The organism is Acidovorax sp. Q11 (genome assembly GCF_054950075.1).
Genome location: NZ_JBUDZG010000019.1, coordinates 1 through 12516 on the forward strand (window position 1 = coordinate 1; position 12516 = coordinate 12516).

At 64.2% G+C, this 12516-nt stretch carries 26 protein-coding genes; 23 read left to right on the plus strand and 3 right to left on the minus strand.

What is annotated here, in order from left to right; all coding sequences use genetic code 11:
- Positions 1-460: 460 nt before the first annotated feature.
- Both ACYZGB_RS15100 and ACYZGB_RS15105 read right to left on the minus strand, forming a co-directional pair.
- Positions 461-733 carry a helix-turn-helix domain-containing protein gene (locus tag ACYZGB_RS15100; protein ID WP_462389399.1) on the minus strand — a complete coding sequence of 91 codons (273 nt, stop codon included), beginning with the start codon at positions 731-733 and terminating at the stop codon, positions 461-463.
- 335 nt (positions 734-1068) lie between these two features.
- Positions 1069-1311 (minus strand): hypothetical protein, encoded by a 243-nt coding sequence (locus ACYZGB_RS15105; RefSeq protein WP_462389400.1) that lies wholly within the window; start codon positions 1309-1311, stop codon positions 1069-1071.
- A 48-nt stretch (positions 1312-1359) separates the two neighbouring features.
- Here ACYZGB_RS15105 and ACYZGB_RS15110 point away from each other — a divergent pair, with 48 nt between their 5' ends.
- From ACYZGB_RS15110 to ACYZGB_RS15220, 23 genes are all read left to right on the plus strand, one after another.
- Positions 1360-1545: a hypothetical protein gene (locus tag ACYZGB_RS15110; protein WP_462389402.1), complete on the plus strand. Its 186-nt coding sequence runs from the start codon at positions 1360-1362 to the stop codon at positions 1543-1545.
- Positions 1542-1784 (plus strand): hypothetical protein, encoded by a 243-nt coding sequence (locus ACYZGB_RS15115; RefSeq protein WP_462389404.1) that lies wholly within the window; start codon positions 1542-1544, stop codon positions 1782-1784. The genes ACYZGB_RS15110 and ACYZGB_RS15115 overlap by 4 nt, the downstream gene beginning before the upstream one ends.
- Positions 1785-1971: 187 nt before the next feature.
- Positions 1972-3921, plus strand: coding sequence for a replication endonuclease (locus tag ACYZGB_RS15120; protein WP_462389405.1), 1950 nt, complete (start codon positions 1972-1974; stop codon positions 3919-3921).
- Between the two features lie 4 nt (positions 3922-3925).
- Entirely contained in the window at positions 3926-4102 is a 177-nt protein-coding gene (locus ACYZGB_RS15125; protein ID WP_462389406.1) for a hypothetical protein, read from the plus strand.
- Positions 4102-4401 carry a hypothetical protein gene (locus ACYZGB_RS15130; protein ID WP_462389408.1) on the plus strand — a complete coding sequence of 100 codons (300 nt, stop codon included), beginning with the start codon at positions 4102-4104 and terminating at the stop codon, positions 4399-4401. Before ACYZGB_RS15125 ends, ACYZGB_RS15130 begins: the two co-directional genes overlap by 1 nt.
- 3 nt (positions 4402-4404) lie before the next feature.
- A complete protein-coding gene (locus ACYZGB_RS15135; protein WP_462389409.1) occupies positions 4405-4845 on the plus strand; it encodes a hypothetical protein in 441 nt (146 codons plus the stop codon).
- Positions 4842-5489 carry a hypothetical protein gene (locus ACYZGB_RS15140; RefSeq protein WP_462389410.1) on the plus strand — a complete coding sequence of 216 codons (648 nt, stop codon included), beginning with the start codon at positions 4842-4844 and terminating at the stop codon, positions 5487-5489. The genes ACYZGB_RS15135 and ACYZGB_RS15140 overlap by 4 nt, the downstream gene beginning before the upstream one ends.
- A gap of 94 nt (positions 5490-5583) precedes the next feature.
- Positions 5584-5748 (plus strand): hypothetical protein, encoded by a 165-nt coding sequence (locus tag ACYZGB_RS15145; protein ID WP_422849582.1) that lies wholly within the window; start codon positions 5584-5586, stop codon positions 5746-5748.
- A 12-nt stretch (positions 5749-5760) separates the two neighbouring features.
- Positions 5761-6600, plus strand: a complete 840-nt coding sequence (locus ACYZGB_RS15150; protein WP_462389413.1) for a major capsid protein P2 — start codon at positions 5761-5763, stop codon at positions 6598-6600.
- 2 nt (positions 6601-6602) lie between these two features.
- Positions 6603-6881: a hypothetical protein gene (locus ACYZGB_RS15155; protein WP_462389415.1), complete on the plus strand. Its 279-nt coding sequence runs from the start codon at positions 6603-6605 to the stop codon at positions 6879-6881.
- 3 nt (positions 6882-6884) lie between these two features.
- Positions 6885-7142 (plus strand): hypothetical protein, encoded by a 258-nt coding sequence (locus ACYZGB_RS15160; RefSeq protein ID WP_462389417.1) that lies wholly within the window; start codon positions 6885-6887, stop codon positions 7140-7142.
- Entirely contained in the window at positions 7139-7525 is a 387-nt protein-coding gene (locus ACYZGB_RS15165; RefSeq protein WP_462389418.1) for a hypothetical protein, read from the plus strand. The genes ACYZGB_RS15160 and ACYZGB_RS15165 overlap by 4 nt, the downstream gene beginning before the upstream one ends.
- Positions 7518-8030: a hypothetical protein gene (locus ACYZGB_RS15170; protein WP_462389419.1), complete on the plus strand. Its 513-nt coding sequence runs from the start codon at positions 7518-7520 to the stop codon at positions 8028-8030. The genes ACYZGB_RS15165 and ACYZGB_RS15170 overlap by 8 nt, the downstream gene beginning before the upstream one ends.
- Positions 8027-8599 (plus strand): hypothetical protein, encoded by a 573-nt coding sequence (locus ACYZGB_RS15175; protein ID WP_462389420.1) that lies wholly within the window; start codon positions 8027-8029, stop codon positions 8597-8599. Before ACYZGB_RS15170 ends, ACYZGB_RS15175 begins: the two co-directional genes overlap by 4 nt.
- A 3-nt stretch (positions 8600-8602) precedes the next feature.
- Complete coding sequence (locus ACYZGB_RS15180) at positions 8603-8923, plus strand: hypothetical protein (RefSeq protein ID WP_462389422.1); 321 nt, start codon at positions 8603-8605, stop codon at positions 8921-8923.
- Positions 8920-9615, plus strand: a complete 696-nt coding sequence (locus ACYZGB_RS15185) for a glycoside hydrolase family 24 protein (RefSeq protein WP_462389424.1) — start codon at positions 8920-8922, stop codon at positions 9613-9615. Before ACYZGB_RS15180 ends, ACYZGB_RS15185 begins: the two co-directional genes overlap by 4 nt.
- A gap of 2 nt (positions 9616-9617) precedes the next feature.
- A complete protein-coding gene (locus ACYZGB_RS15190) occupies positions 9618-10010 on the plus strand; it encodes a hypothetical protein (protein WP_462389425.1) in 393 nt (130 codons plus the stop codon).
- A gap of 2 nt (positions 10011-10012) precedes the next feature.
- Complete coding sequence (locus tag ACYZGB_RS15195; protein ID WP_462389427.1) at positions 10013-10585, plus strand: hypothetical protein; 573 nt, start codon at positions 10013-10015, stop codon at positions 10583-10585.
- Entirely contained in the window at positions 10585-11007 is a 423-nt protein-coding gene (locus ACYZGB_RS15200; protein ID WP_462389429.1) for a hypothetical protein, read from the plus strand. Before ACYZGB_RS15195 ends, ACYZGB_RS15200 begins: the two co-directional genes overlap by 1 nt.
- Positions 11008-11011: 4 nt before the next feature.
- Positions 11012-11167 (plus strand): hypothetical protein, encoded by a 156-nt coding sequence (locus ACYZGB_RS15205; RefSeq protein WP_462389431.1) that lies wholly within the window; start codon positions 11012-11014, stop codon positions 11165-11167.
- Entirely contained in the window at positions 11164-11592 is a 429-nt protein-coding gene (locus ACYZGB_RS15210; RefSeq protein WP_462389432.1) for a DUF1353 domain-containing protein, read from the plus strand. The genes ACYZGB_RS15205 and ACYZGB_RS15210 overlap by 4 nt, the downstream gene beginning before the upstream one ends.
- Positions 11589-11729, plus strand: coding sequence for a hypothetical protein (locus ACYZGB_RS15215; protein WP_462389434.1), 141 nt, complete (start codon positions 11589-11591; stop codon positions 11727-11729). The genes ACYZGB_RS15210 and ACYZGB_RS15215 overlap by 4 nt, the downstream gene beginning before the upstream one ends.
- Entirely contained in the window at positions 11726-11884 is a 159-nt protein-coding gene (locus ACYZGB_RS15220; RefSeq protein WP_462389436.1) for a hypothetical protein, read from the plus strand. Before ACYZGB_RS15215 ends, ACYZGB_RS15220 begins: the two co-directional genes overlap by 4 nt.
- Before the next feature lie 68 nt (positions 11885-11952).
- On the opposite strand, the gene ACYZGB_RS15225 is transcribed toward ACYZGB_RS15220, so the two are convergent.
- A complete protein-coding gene (locus ACYZGB_RS15225; protein WP_462389438.1) occupies positions 11953-12315 on the minus strand; it encodes a hypothetical protein in 363 nt (120 codons plus the stop codon).
- Between the last annotated feature and the right edge of the window lie 201 nt (positions 12316-12516).

Genomic DNA, 12516 nt, shown 5'->3' on the forward strand with positions numbered 1-12516 from the left:
CCACGAGCGCATCAAGCTCCGGCTGCAGGGGCTCAGTCCGGTGGAATACCGATTGAGAAGCACCGCCTAATCGGCGGAATCGTGACCGTCCAACTTCTGGGGGTCAGTTCAAAACCGGGGCGATTCACTGGTCAAAGACCTACAAGCCTTTAGAGAAGAGACGAAAGACCTGCGAGCAAAGCTTGAGCAGCGCAGCACGGAGATATTCGCCGTCCTCAGCGAACTGCGCGATCGATTGCCGACGATCCCGACCAGCGATCCGGTGCAGTCCACCGTGAAAACTCGCAAAGCACGAGCTAAAGCGAGCAATCGATCGAACTAGCCAATGTTGGTCCAGCGATTGCGTTGAATCTATCGACCGGCCGTGAGGCTTGACGTTTTCCCTTCATCAGCCTTGACGTTTTCCCTTCAGCGGATGTTGGAGCAAGAAGGAACGGCCTTCTCCGATGATTTTGATATTTTACATAATATACAGACGCTGGATTGATTTCAGCAGGGCGGCGCGCAGCTCGGGCGATTTCACGCGCTCGGCGGCCTGATCCAAGATGATCGCCTCAGGCGGTGCGCCTATGAATTTTGCGATGCGCACGGCGGTCTCTTCGTCAAGGGTGGCGATCTTATTTCGATAGCTAGAAACCGTTTGCCTGCTTAGGCCGATGGCCTTTGCTATGCCGTAGTCGCTCTCGATTCCTCGAAGGCTCTTGGCCTTGTCAATCCATTCTGCTGCTTTCATTTCGTCGGCTCCTTAGGAGATGTGTCTTAGGGGGTGATGCATGGTAGTCGGCAGTCGGTTGACGTGCAACGCGCAAACCCGCGCGACGTCGTGCATCGTTTGACACGTCAAAAGCAACCCGACTACAGTCCATCCCGTCAGCGGCCGGGGCGGTCACTTTCGTCGGTTCCCCCGCCCTCCGCTGGCCCCTTGTGGGGCGTCAACGTGGGGACCGGCGAAGGGAATCGACGATCATGAAACTTGCAATGGATACCCGGTTCGCTGGGCGCCTCTATCTCTGCCGTTGGATCGGCGGGCGGCTCATCTGGAGTTCGCACCGTGAGCCGGTCGAGGTGTCACATGACAAGGCCGCGCTGTTCGAGGAATTCCGGCAGGCTGGTGTTGTCAAGTTCGAAAGCGTCGGCGTCGATGTCGTCGGGGTCTGTTCCTTCAACTATGTCGATCTGGAAGTAGTTCGGGTCCAGCTCCTCGCCCTCTTCAAGGTCATCCGCGAAGTCGTTCATGGTGCGGATGTCGGCCACGATCCAATTTTTGCCAGCGGCGTTGGTCAATATCTCGCCCTTGGTGGGTCTGCGCATGTCGGTTCTCCTGTGAAAACCGCCACTGTAGCGGCGGGGGGCTGAGCCATGGCCTTCCACAAAGAAATCATGCTGGCGGCTGCTGTGTCGCTGGTCATCACAGCAGAGCGCGGCGGTGCCGTGCACGTGGGCGTGAAGGCGGGGCCTTTCATGCGTTCCTATTCGATCACGATGAAAAAGCTCGATGACATCGTGGAAGCGCTGCTGAATGCGCGAATCGAGGCGCGGCCATGAAATACCTCCTGCTCGCCATCCCCACCGGCTACGCCGTCGCCTACCACCACGCCAGCGCGGGCCTGGTGGCCCTGTCTGAACACTGGGAGCGCTCCAGTGCCGAGGCTGAGGTGCAGCGCCTGAACGCTGAACACCAGGCCCGCATGGCCCTGGCCGCTTCCTGCCGCCAGCAATTCCGCCAGCACTACCGGCCAGAGCGTCGGCCTGTGCGGTGGTTTCCTGATGATGAGTTTGCATGAGCAGCGCGGCGTTTCTGAGCTGCCATGGGCGAAGTGCTTCTGCAGGCTGGTACCGCTCGCGCTGTGCAATGCCTATGCACTGGGTGGTGGCCGAGTGGGGGCCGTGGGGCACGCCCTTTTGGCTCACGGCATCGCGGAATTACTGCGCGGTCGTTGATGATTTCGGGACGCTGGTCCGGGTGAATACATGACTACCGGCCGCGCCTCCCGCAACTACGCGGGCTCCCTGTTCCTGACCTGGGAACGCATCCGCCTGAACACTCAGGTGGCCCGCTTCCCCTTGTCCTGGCAATCCCGGCTGCGCGACAAGCTGGGCCGCAAATCCACGCCTGAGAACCTGAGCCGCTGGGCTGAGGTGGTGGACAAGCTCTGTGCGTCTGAGAGAGGGGGCCTTAGGCCCGATGCCTCAGATAGCGAAATCTGCGAGCAGGCCGACATTACGGCGCGCGACTTTGGGCGGCGCCTAAGGCTGGTGGCCGGAGTGGCCCGCGCTAAGGGCATGTGCGAGCGCGGCATTGTGCGGTTGCAAGCATTCTTTGCCCGCCACCTGCTGGCGCGGCGTGGCCTGCTGGATGTGTGGCGCTGGAAGAAGGCCAAACACCGGCCGGGGGCCGTGGCCCGCATGGAGTGCGCGCGGTTCTGGCGCCGGGTCTATCGCAGGCTGCATGCCCGCACTGTCGAAGCCGTGGCCGTGGGCATTGGCCTGGTTCGCAAGACGGCGGGCCTGTACTGCAGCGATGACGCGGTACAGCGCAGCAGGGCGGGGGACTTGCGTTGCACGGCGGTGCTAGACACGGTGGTAGCCGTCAATGACCACGCGCAGGCGTACCGCCTGGCAGAGCTGGCCGCCAAGGGTGTGGCGAATCAGGAAATCCGGCGCCATGAGCTGTTGACGCGCATTGCTGGATTTGAGCTGATCGCCAAGGAGTGCGGCCACTTCGCCATGATGGTCACGGTAACCTGCCCCAGCCGGTTCCACGCGGCCAAAACAACGGCCAGCGGCCAGGTGGTGGACAACCGGAAGTATGAAGACCTGACCCCGCGCGATGGACAGGACTACCTGGCCAGGCAGTGGGCCAGGTGCCGGGCCATGGCGGCACGGTGCGGCCTGGAGTGGTACGGATTCCGCATCGCTGAGCCGCAGCACGATGGAACGCCCCATTGGCATCTGCTGCTGTTCATGCCGCACAGCACGGATGGGCTAGACACGCAGGTGATGTTGCGGGCGCTGTTCCTGGCCTACTTTCTGGACAACGACAGCCCAGACGAACCAGGGGCAGAGCAATACCGCGTCGATTTCGAGCTGATCGACTGGGCGCGCGGCTCGGCGGTGGGCTATGTCATCAAGTACATCAGCAAGAACATAGACGGCCACGGCGTGGGCGTGGACCTGTTTGGCAACGATGCAGTGACCAGCTCGCAGCGCGTGCGGGCCTGGGCCAAAACGTGGCGCATTCGACAGTTTCAGCAGGTGGGCGGCGCCCCAGTGGGCATATGGCGCGAGCTGCGCCGCGTGCACCCGGACAACGTGCCGGACACGGCTCCGCAGCCGCTGCGCGAGGCTATCAGCGCAATGAACGTGGCGAAGGTAGAGCCCGGCGTGCAGTCGCTGGCCTGGGCCAAGTACACCAAGGCGCAGGGCGGCGTGCACACCTGCCGCGCAGCGCTGCGCGTGAAGCTGATCAAAGAAAAGCAGGGCAAAAAAACCAAGTACGGCGAGCCATCGCCAGATCGCACCGTTGGCGTGTGGTCGGCGGGCGTTGAGCTGTTTGTGCCTGAGCACATGGCCCACATGAAGCACGCGGCCCCCGTGGAGCGGCCGGTGTTGTTCGGTGTGCATTCAGAGCGCGCGCAGTGGTTGATGGGCTGTGCGTCGGTGGTGGCTGCGCCGGGCGCAGGCGAGCAAGAAAAGGCGGCTGCTGTGGCAGCTGCAAAGGCGCGGGCGCTGGCCCTGGGCGCCGTGGTTTTTGAGCGCAGCCGCGCAGCGGCGAGCACTCGGATTCATGTCAATAACTGTACGCGCCCTGATCCGGGTGCGCGGTCCTCTTTTGCGCCGGTTGTGCGCCTTCGGCCGAAGCTGGGGGTGTTCAGGCGGTTTGAAGCCGCGCCGGGCGGTTCCCGGAATCAACTGGAGTGAAAAAATGAACCGTTTTTCTGTTTGGACTGCCGTGCAAGTGAAGCGCGAAGACCATGAGCGCTTCGGCCAGGCTGGCACCGTGTACGAGGTGAGCCAGGACGTGCCCGAAGAGGTGGTGGTGAAGTTCGATACCGATGGCAACTATGTCGCCGTCGCCGTCGAAGACCTGAAGGCGCTGTGATGCCGCGCATCGGTGAAACCCCATGCTGCAACCCCGCCTGCACGTGCACCGATGCCACGGTGAACCAGACGGGCGGGGGCAAATTGCAAGCCAAGTGCCACAAGTGCGGCACCGAACGCTGGGCGCCGCTGGGCACCAAAGCCCACCGCGATCTGATGGCGCAAACGCGCCTGGATGACGAGGGGGACCAGTACCAAAACGACCCCCCTCCGTTACCTGCTGAACCGATGACGCCTGAGCGGGCGAATCGACTGGCGCCGCCATACACGGCCGGAAAAAAACACACCCTGCTGGGGTAGTCCATGAAAACACCACAAGAACCCACCGACAACCTCGAAAACCTGGCCTTCTCCCCAGTCGATGGCCCAGCCCTCGGCGCGGGCCAGGCGGCGCAGGATGCCGCGGCCGACGAGGCTGCAGCGCAAGAGGCACAGATGCTGCAGGCCGTGAGCCTGGGCGTAGCAAAGATCGTGTTTGCGGGCCTGCGGGCCGTGCGCTCGGCCATTGCCAAGAGCATGCCGGAAATCATGGAGGAGTGGCCCGACGAGGTGCTGCGCGGCCCGGCCGATGCCGCTGCCCCAGTGCTGCAGCGGTACATGACGCGCCTGTCTGAGCTGGCAGGGCGCAACCCTGAATTGGCAATGCTGGTGGTGTCACTGGTGCCCCTGGCCATGGGCTACGTCACGGCCCTGGACAAGCACAGCCGCACCGTGGAGGCCGTGCCCGTGAAGGAATCCGCGTGAAGCCGTTCCGCTGGGCTGTGTTCGGCGCCACCGGCACCGGCAAAACCGCCTGGACCCTGCAGCAACTGCGCGCCATGAAGCCCCGGCGCCTGATGGTGTGGGACCCCAAGCATGACCACACGCTGCAGGATCTGGGCACCGGCTACCGGGACTGGGCCGAGTTCGTGAGGGCCTGCAAGGCGAAGGCCTTCCAGGCGCGCTACCTCATGAACCATGACTGTGACCAGCACGAGCAGTTCGCCGCCTTCTGCGCGCTGGCCTGGCGTGAGGGCAACGTGGTGATGTTCGTGGATGAGCTGGCCGAGGTCACACAGGCCAGCCGGGCGCCCGGGGCCTGGCGCAAGATCGTCAACGTGGGCCGGTCCTACGACGAGGGCAAAAAGTCCATCAGCATCATCGGCGCCAGCCAGACGCCGACCGAGGTGGACAAGTCCTTTTTGGGCAACTGTGACCTGATCCACACCGGCCGCCTGGGCAACGTCAGCGCGGCCAAGCTGTTCGCGCAGCAGTGGGGCATCAGCGCGGCCGAGATCAGCGGCCTGCCACCCCTGCACTGGTTGGAAAAACGCGACACATCGCCGGAAATCAAACGCGGCGTGCTCACTTTTTCACAGCGGGGGAAGGCCGTAAAACAAGGGTCTTAGGCGCAACGCCTTAGGCGGTGCGTTTTGCATTTTGTCGGGCCGGGGTTGTCATCGGGGCATCGTTTCAACAACCCCGGATGCCTGAGGTCCCGACATGAACCTGACCACTTCCCAGCTCACCAAAATTGCAATCGCGCTGGGCGGTTGCTTCGCCGCGTACAAGTTCATCGACAACCCGGCCGCGCGCACCATGGCGCTCGGTGTGGCCGGTGTCATCGTGGCCCGCCAGGTGCCCTACATCCAAGACGCACTGAACTGATCGGGGCACGCTATGAACAAGCAAATTGCCCTTGATCCGTTCCAGAACGTTGTCAATTCCGGGGTCGCGATCTCGGACCTGAACAAGCTGCTCGGCTCGGTGCTGGAAAAGCTGACCCTCACTTTGGGCGGCACCTTCACCAAGTCCATGATCACCAAGATGGAGCTGAAGGCCAATGCGAAGGTGATCTGGGAGTCTGACGGCTCCAAGCTGGAAGCCTCCAACCTGTACAACGGCGGCGCCTCCGATGTGACGGTCCTCAAGATTGACTTCATGGACCGCAAGGCCATCACGCCCAACGCGCGCCAGGCCGGTGCCATCGACCTGTCCGCAGGCTCGGGTATCACCACGCTGCGTTTCGAGGTGACCATCGCGGGCGCCACCGGCCCCACGCTGGTCGGCTTTGCCGATGTGTCGCCTCCAAACGGCTCGGATGAGGAGAAGGGTATCCGTGGCCTGATCGCCCGGCGCCACCGCGTCACGCAGGTGATCGGCGCCGCTGGCACCTTTGCGCTGTTGCTGCCCCACATCGATCCCGTGGGCGGCGGCTCCAACTACCGCCGCGTGTACATCTACAGCGCCAACATGACGGCCCTGAAGACCGTGCGCGAAGGCGTGACGGAGCACGAGCTGACCAAGTTGCAGAACGAAGCGGCCCAGAAGGACAACTTCAAGGTGCCGCAGGCCAATCTGGTGGTGTTTGACCCGGTGCAGGACGGCCAGCTCTCGGGTCGCACCTGGGATACCCGCCTGGCTGTCGGCATCCGCTCGGCCATCTTCTACGGCACGTTCTCCGCTGGTGAAACCATCACCATCGAAACCGAAGAACTGCTGCCCTACGCGGCCTACTGACCATGGACCAAAACGCACTCATTGCGCAACAGGACGCGTTGCGCCCGCTGCGGTACTTCGTGGGCGCGTTCTCGGGCGCGCTGGCGGGATATGACCAGGCGGTAGCGGGGCAAGATGGCTGGAGCTGGAACCAGACGGGCCAGTATCAGTCGATTGGCCCCTACGGCGTGGCCGTCGAGGGCACGCCCATCGCCACCACGCGCGGCGGCGGCCTGTACATCTCGCCCATGGTGGTCCTGATCGGCATCGGCGCTGCTGCCGTGCTGCTCATGAAGGGCTGACCCATGGCCGGGCTCTCGTTCTCCCTGCCGTTCGCTGGCGGTGGTGGCGTCGGCATGGGCATGGGCCTGCCGCCGTTGTCGCTCTCCAGCTCGGCAAGCTCGGGCATGGACCAGAGCGGCGCCCAGTTCTCGGCATCTGGCAACGGGGATTGGGTGGTAAACCTGGGCGGCTCGGGCGGCGGGCTGCAAACCGCCTCGGGCGGGATCAACTGGCTGCTGATCGCGGCGGGGGTGGCGGCGTGGTACCTGCTGCGCAAGTGAACCCCGTCCCGGTGTGGACTGCGGACCATGTGGCGGCCCTGCTGCCATCCGTGGAGGCCAGCCCATGGGGCCCGCTGGAATCGGCGGGCGATGTGCTGGGCGGCTCCTACCTGTTCGACTTCACCCAGGCCGGGGCGCATGCGCTGCTGGCCGTGCGGCCCGTGCGCCTGGCACTGGGCACCCGGCTGGATGTGGTCGGGCTGGTCAGTCTGGGGGACCGCATGCAATCCGGCGCCCTGGATGCCGCCTTGTGCGATATCGCCGGGCGCCTGGGTGCGGCGCAGGTCGCCATGTGCACCAAGCACCAACACGTGGCGCAACAGTGCGCCCGCCACGGCTGGACGCAAACCGGCGTGGTGATGACAAAAGGCTTGTATGTCTAGCAGTAAAAGCAGCACCTCACAGGCCACCAGCCAGACCGACAACCGGCGCGTGATCGGGCAGGGCGGGGCGTCCGCTGAGGGCGGCTCCACCGTCACGATCAACGCCCTGGATGGTGAGGCCCTGAACAACTCCTTGCTGTTCGCGGGCAACACCGTCACCAGCGCTTTCGACTTCGGCAACGAGTCGGTAATGAGCGCGCTCGGCTTCGGCGGCAAGGCCCTGGCGGCGGCGCTGGATGCCAGCTCGGATGCGCTGGCCTTCGCGGACCAGAACGCAACCCGCAACACGACGGCGGCCTACAACTTCGCCACCGATGCGCTGGGCGGCGCGCTGGGCATGGGCACGGCGGCCATGAACAAGGCGGCCAATGCTTTTGAGCTGTCTACAGGCCTGGTGAAAGACGCCTATGCAGACGCCAAAGGGCGGGGCGCGCTCACCGACAAGATTCTGATAGGGGCCATCCTTGCGATGGCCGTGGTTGCCTACGCATCGGTCAAAAAATGAGCCTCAAACCCACCGACATTTACGAGTTCACGGTACCGGCCAGCGGCTCGTACCGGCTGATGGTCCAAGGGGACTATTTCAAGATCCTGGCCGCCTCGGGCGCTGTGGATGTGCTGGGCAACTGGGGGCGCCTGAGTGGCCTCACTGCGGGCCAGGGGCTGGAAGAGTCGCCGTTTCAAAGCCTGCTGTTCACCGACAAAACGGGCGGGACAAACGTGCTGCGCGTGGTGATCGGGGATCAGAAGTTTATCGACGGCGTGAGCGGCTCGGCGGCCATTTCCAGCAACGTGGTGGCCCGCGTGGGCGGCATGACGCACACCAGCGTGACGGTGACAAACGCCAGCGCGCAACACGTGGCGGCCAACGCGGCGCGCCAGTACATCGCCGTGCAGAACCGCGATGTGTCGGGCATCTTGTACCTGCGCTTTGGTGCTGCGGCGACGACTGCCACGGGCATCCTGATCCCCCCTGGTCAGTCCTATGAATCGGGGGCGGTGGTGTCCACGCAAGCCGTGCACATCATTGGGTCCATCGCCAGCAATGCCAACGTTTTGATCGTGGAGGGGTAACCCATGGGAATGCCTGCATCGTCGGCTGTGCTGAACCGGTTCCCGGGGCTGCAGCTCAAGGCCTGGGCGCTGTTCAGTAGTACGGGGGTGCTGAATGCGTCCTCGGGTGTGGCTTCGGTCGTCGTGGCGGCGGGGTCCGTCACAGTCAACCTCTCAAGTTCGGTGAATGGCGGTGTGTTTGTCGTGGATGAGGAGCTTGGCGGGGTGCATTGGTCGGTGGCGGGGGCAACTTCGGCCACTGTGGTCTATATCACCACATCGGACCAGGCAGGGGCGGCAATGACGCTGGCCAGGCCTGGCTACGTGGCTGTCTATGCCCCATGAGTCGCCTTCTATTCCTGGCAGCAGCTTGCGCGGTGGTGCTGGTGGCGATCGATCTGGCCAGGCGCCAGGGCGAAGCCAGCAACACGGGCGGCGCGGCCTGGGACGGCATATTGCCCGAAGGGTGGCAAGACCTCGTTCCGGCCTGGGGCGGTGATGAGCCAGACCAGACCACCAACGTTTTTGAGGATCTGATCGTGAACGTGAACCCCAGCACCTACAGCCCGGCCAACGTGGCGCCCGATGTGGCGGCGGCAAACGTGCGCGCCTTTCTGGACATGATCGCGTTTGCTGAGGGCACGGCAGGGCGGGGCGATGACGGATACAACATCCTGTTCGGCTACGGCACTTTCAGCGACTTCGCCGACCACCCCCGCGTGCGGGTGCCATTCCGCGATACCTACAGCACGGCGGCCGGTAGATATCAGCTGCTGGCGCGCACCTGGGACAGCCTGCGCAACCGCCTGAGCCTGCCGGACTTCTCGCCAGCCAGCCAGGACGCGGCGGCCGTGGAGCTGATCCGCGAGCGTGGCGCCCTGGCCGATGTGCAGGCCGGTCGCACGGCGCGCGCCATCGGCAAGGTGGCAAAGATTTGGGCCAGCCTGCCAGGCGCTGGCTACAACCAACCAGAACGCAAACTTTCCGCCCTGCTGAATGCCTACGCCAGCGCGGGCGGTATCACCACTGAGGCCTGACCATGAGCGCTGCAACTTCCCCCGGACCAAACAACCTGCTGCTGCTGGCCGTGCTTGGCATCGGTGCCTACTACCTGATGACCCGGCGTGTCGCTGCGCAGCCAGCCTACGCCACGCGGCCAACCACCACCACGCAAGAGCGGGCAAACCTGCTGGCAGCGGGCGCGAATGCACTGGGCGGCCTGTTCAGTCGATTGGGCGGTTCGTCGGGCTCTGTGCCTCTGCTGGGCACCTATGACGGCCGCGCGCAAACCCCTTGGGATGTGACCCCGCAAGGGACAGATGGCCCGCGCTACAACAACCCCAGCGCCTACGTGGCAAACGATGGCATCGCGGCAAACCCGATAAACGTATCGGCGTTTGACTACTTTGATCAGTACTACGCGATGGCCTGAACATGGAGCGAAAAACTATCATGGGACTGGCGGCGGTGGCGGGCATCGGCCTGCTGATCTACCTGCGCCGAAGCGCGGATACGGCGGGCGTCACTGCCGCTGCCAACACCCTGAACGGCGCCAGCTACGCGGGTACCTGGGGCGCCAGCCCTGCGCCAGTTACATCCCCAGCAAGTGCAAAGCCCGCTGCCGTGGACAGTGCGGCCATCAACACCAAACCCGCACAAGTCCTGCCACCGCAGCCCGTGGGCTCCGGGGCCGCCAGCGTCTTCGTGGGCGTGGGCAGCGATGCACCGCCCGCCGATGTGGCCTATTGGCTCTGGTCCGATGTGGGCCAGGGCAAAAACGGCATTCCCATCACAGACGCTGCCAAGGTGGCAGAGCTGGACGGCGTGCGCGCCTTCGCCACACAGCATGACCTCATGAGCGACTCGGGCACACAGACCGTGTTCGAAGCAGCCAAAGGCCAGGGCCTGTCGTACATGGACACACTGCAGACCCTCGGATCCGCATTCAAGCTCACCGACCGTGAAGTACGGGACCACGCGTCCCGCCACGGTGTGACGGCCTGGTGATGAAAATCGCCCCCGTCTCCGGTGATCTGCTCGTCAAGGGCGCCCTGATGATCGGCGGCGTGCTGCTGGCCGTCTGGGCCGTGCGCCGGATCGCGGGCGCTGCCAGCGATGCCGCTGGCGCAGCCTGGGATGCCACCAGCCAGGCGGTGAGGGATGGGGCCTGGGCCGTCACCCCCTGGAACAACAACAACGTGATCTATCAGGGCGTGAACAGCACCCTGTTTCCCGATGGCTCGGACACACTGGGCACCTGGCTCTACAACGTCACTCACCCAGAACCCCGCCCGGAAAACACGGGCGAGAACTGGGCGTTCTACGTGCCCAGCGGCTGGGATGTGACCCCGCAAGGCCCCAATGGTCCCCGCTACAACAACCCCAGCGCCTACATCGCCCCCGTCGGCGCGCACTCCATCTACAGGTGACCCCATGAAAAAGACCGTTCTGGCAATCGCCATCGCTGCAGCACTCGCAACCATGTCCGGCTGCGGCGGCCTGCATGTTTCCTGGGTGGCAACGGCCAGCTACAACGCCGACGCCATCACGCAAACCCGCGTGATCCACCAGGACGAAAGCAAGAAGTGAAGTTCACCACCGCGCTGCAGCTCGAACGCCTCGAAGACACCAGCCGCGACGGCCGGGGCACCTGGCGGCTACTGGGCCGCCTGGGCTACAGCTCGGACCTGATCGGCCAGGTGGACGTGCCCCAGGGCTTCGTGACCGACCTGGCCAGCGTGCCCCGCCTGCCGGTGGCCTACTTCCTGGCCGGTGGCCTGGCCCACGCGGCCGCCGTGGTGCATGACTGGCTGTACACCACCCACCAGGTGGAGCGGGCCACGGCTGACGCCGTGTTTCGTGAGGCCTGCCAGGCCTGCGGCGTCAGCGCCTGGCGCGCCTGGGTGATGTGGCTGGGGGTGAGGGCAGGGGGCGCCAGTTCGTGGGCCGCCACGGGCCCGCAGCAGGCCCCCGAAGTGGCAATCCAAATCCAACAAGAGGGACTCCTACCATGACCGTCGCCGAAGCGCTCCCCTGGCTCAACCTGCTGATGCTGCCCATGCTGGGCCACATCCTGCGCACCGAAAGCCGCCTGACCAAGCTGGAAACCCAAATGGACCTGCTGCTCGAACGCCTGGGAGTCAGCCAGTGAACATCAAAGCCATCATCCCCACCCCGGCCGAGTTCGGCCGTGAAGCCCTGATCTTGCTGGGCGGCGCCCTGATCGCCGCCTACCTGATGCGCCAGCTCCCTGGCGTCCGCTCGTACATCCGTGAGTCCTGGGGAGAGCCAGGCGCGCACACCTGACAGGAGAAACACCATGGCACGTCGCCGCATGCCCCCTCGCCACAAGTCCGGCCCCAAGAAGGGCCAATTCAAGAAGCGCCGATAGCGTAGAACGGGGCATTGGCCGCCGTGCCGGTGCCCTCGGAAAGCTGCAACTCCAAGGACTCAATTTGCCGCCTCAGGGCGGCATTTTCACGTTCAAGTATCTGTGCGCGGTGGTGCTGCAGAGCGGCCCAGTTCACGGCCTCGCAGTCGGCGGCGGAGCGGCCCCACCGGCTTTCCCAGAACAGGGCCAGCATCACGGCGCGTGGCGCTTCTTCCTTTGCGTGATACGCGGCCATCTGATCGAATGGGATTGCCAGGTGCCGGGCAATCTCCAGGGTGGTTGCTGGAATGTCGGAAAGCAGGGTTTTCAGCGGCGGTAACCCGGCCTGTGATGGTGCTCGGAACATAGGCAAACCATCTTTACCAAAACTTTACAAAGCAGTGGCCGGAAGTGCCGGATTTTGTGGGCCAAATCCGGGCTTACCGCGCACCTAGTATGCAAAGTGCGCTACGTTATTCATAGCGCAACAGCCATTTAACATAATATACATCGTATCTACTAAAGGCTATCTTTTGCGAACGCCATAGACCAGCCTAACCGCGCCGTC

Excerpts from the sequence above, each read along its gene's own strand:
- ACYZGB_RS15100 (WP_462389399.1), bottom strand. The coding sequence starts at position 733 with ATGAAAGCAGCAGAATGGATTGACAAGGCCAAGAGCCTTCGAGGAATC.
- ACYZGB_RS15105 (WP_462389400.1), bottom strand. The coding sequence starts at position 1,311 with ATGCGCAGACCCACCAAGGGCGAGATATTGACCAACGCCGCTGGCAAA.
- ACYZGB_RS15110 (WP_462389402.1), top strand. The coding sequence starts at position 1,360 with ATGGCCTTCCACAAAGAAATCATGCTGGCGGCTGCTGTGTCGCTGGTC.
- ACYZGB_RS15115 (WP_462389404.1), top strand. The coding sequence starts at position 1,542 with ATGAAATACCTCCTGCTCGCCATCCCCACCGGCTACGCCGTCGCCTAC.
- ACYZGB_RS15120 (WP_462389405.1), top strand. The coding sequence starts at position 1,972 with ATGACTACCGGCCGCGCCTCCCGCAACTACGCGGGCTCCCTGTTCCTG.
- ACYZGB_RS15125 (WP_462389406.1), top strand. The coding sequence starts at position 3,926 with ATGAACCGTTTTTCTGTTTGGACTGCCGTGCAAGTGAAGCGCGAAGAC.
- ACYZGB_RS15130 (WP_462389408.1), top strand. The coding sequence starts at position 4,102 with ATGCCGCGCATCGGTGAAACCCCATGCTGCAACCCCGCCTGCACGTGC.
- ACYZGB_RS15135 (WP_462389409.1), top strand. The coding sequence starts at position 4,405 with ATGAAAACACCACAAGAACCCACCGACAACCTCGAAAACCTGGCCTTC.
- ACYZGB_RS15145 (WP_422849582.1), top strand. The coding sequence starts at position 5,584 with ATGAACCTGACCACTTCCCAGCTCACCAAAATTGCAATCGCGCTGGGC.
- ACYZGB_RS15150 (WP_462389413.1), top strand. The coding sequence starts at position 5,761 with ATGAACAAGCAAATTGCCCTTGATCCGTTCCAGAACGTTGTCAATTCC.
- ACYZGB_RS15155 (WP_462389415.1), top strand. The coding sequence starts at position 6,603 with ATGGACCAAAACGCACTCATTGCGCAACAGGACGCGTTGCGCCCGCTG.
- ACYZGB_RS15160 (WP_462389417.1), top strand. The coding sequence starts at position 6,885 with ATGGCCGGGCTCTCGTTCTCCCTGCCGTTCGCTGGCGGTGGTGGCGTC.
- ACYZGB_RS15170 (WP_462389419.1), top strand. The coding sequence starts at position 7,518 with ATGTCTAGCAGTAAAAGCAGCACCTCACAGGCCACCAGCCAGACCGAC.
- ACYZGB_RS15175 (WP_462389420.1), top strand. The coding sequence starts at position 8,027 with ATGAGCCTCAAACCCACCGACATTTACGAGTTCACGGTACCGGCCAGC.
- ACYZGB_RS15180 (WP_462389422.1), top strand. The coding sequence starts at position 8,603 with ATGGGAATGCCTGCATCGTCGGCTGTGCTGAACCGGTTCCCGGGGCTG.
- ACYZGB_RS15185 (WP_462389424.1), top strand. The coding sequence starts at position 8,920 with ATGAGTCGCCTTCTATTCCTGGCAGCAGCTTGCGCGGTGGTGCTGGTG.
- ACYZGB_RS15190 (WP_462389425.1), top strand. The coding sequence starts at position 9,618 with ATGAGCGCTGCAACTTCCCCCGGACCAAACAACCTGCTGCTGCTGGCC.
- ACYZGB_RS15195 (WP_462389427.1), top strand. The coding sequence starts at position 10,013 with ATGGAGCGAAAAACTATCATGGGACTGGCGGCGGTGGCGGGCATCGGC.
- ACYZGB_RS15200 (WP_462389429.1), top strand. The coding sequence starts at position 10,585 with ATGAAAATCGCCCCCGTCTCCGGTGATCTGCTCGTCAAGGGCGCCCTG.
- ACYZGB_RS15205 (WP_462389431.1), top strand. The coding sequence starts at position 11,012 with ATGAAAAAGACCGTTCTGGCAATCGCCATCGCTGCAGCACTCGCAACC.
- ACYZGB_RS15215 (WP_462389434.1), top strand. The coding sequence starts at position 11,589 with ATGACCGTCGCCGAAGCGCTCCCCTGGCTCAACCTGCTGATGCTGCCC.
- ACYZGB_RS15225 (WP_462389438.1), bottom strand. The coding sequence starts at position 12,315 with ATGTTCCGAGCACCATCACAGGCCGGGTTACCGCCGCTGAAAACCCTG.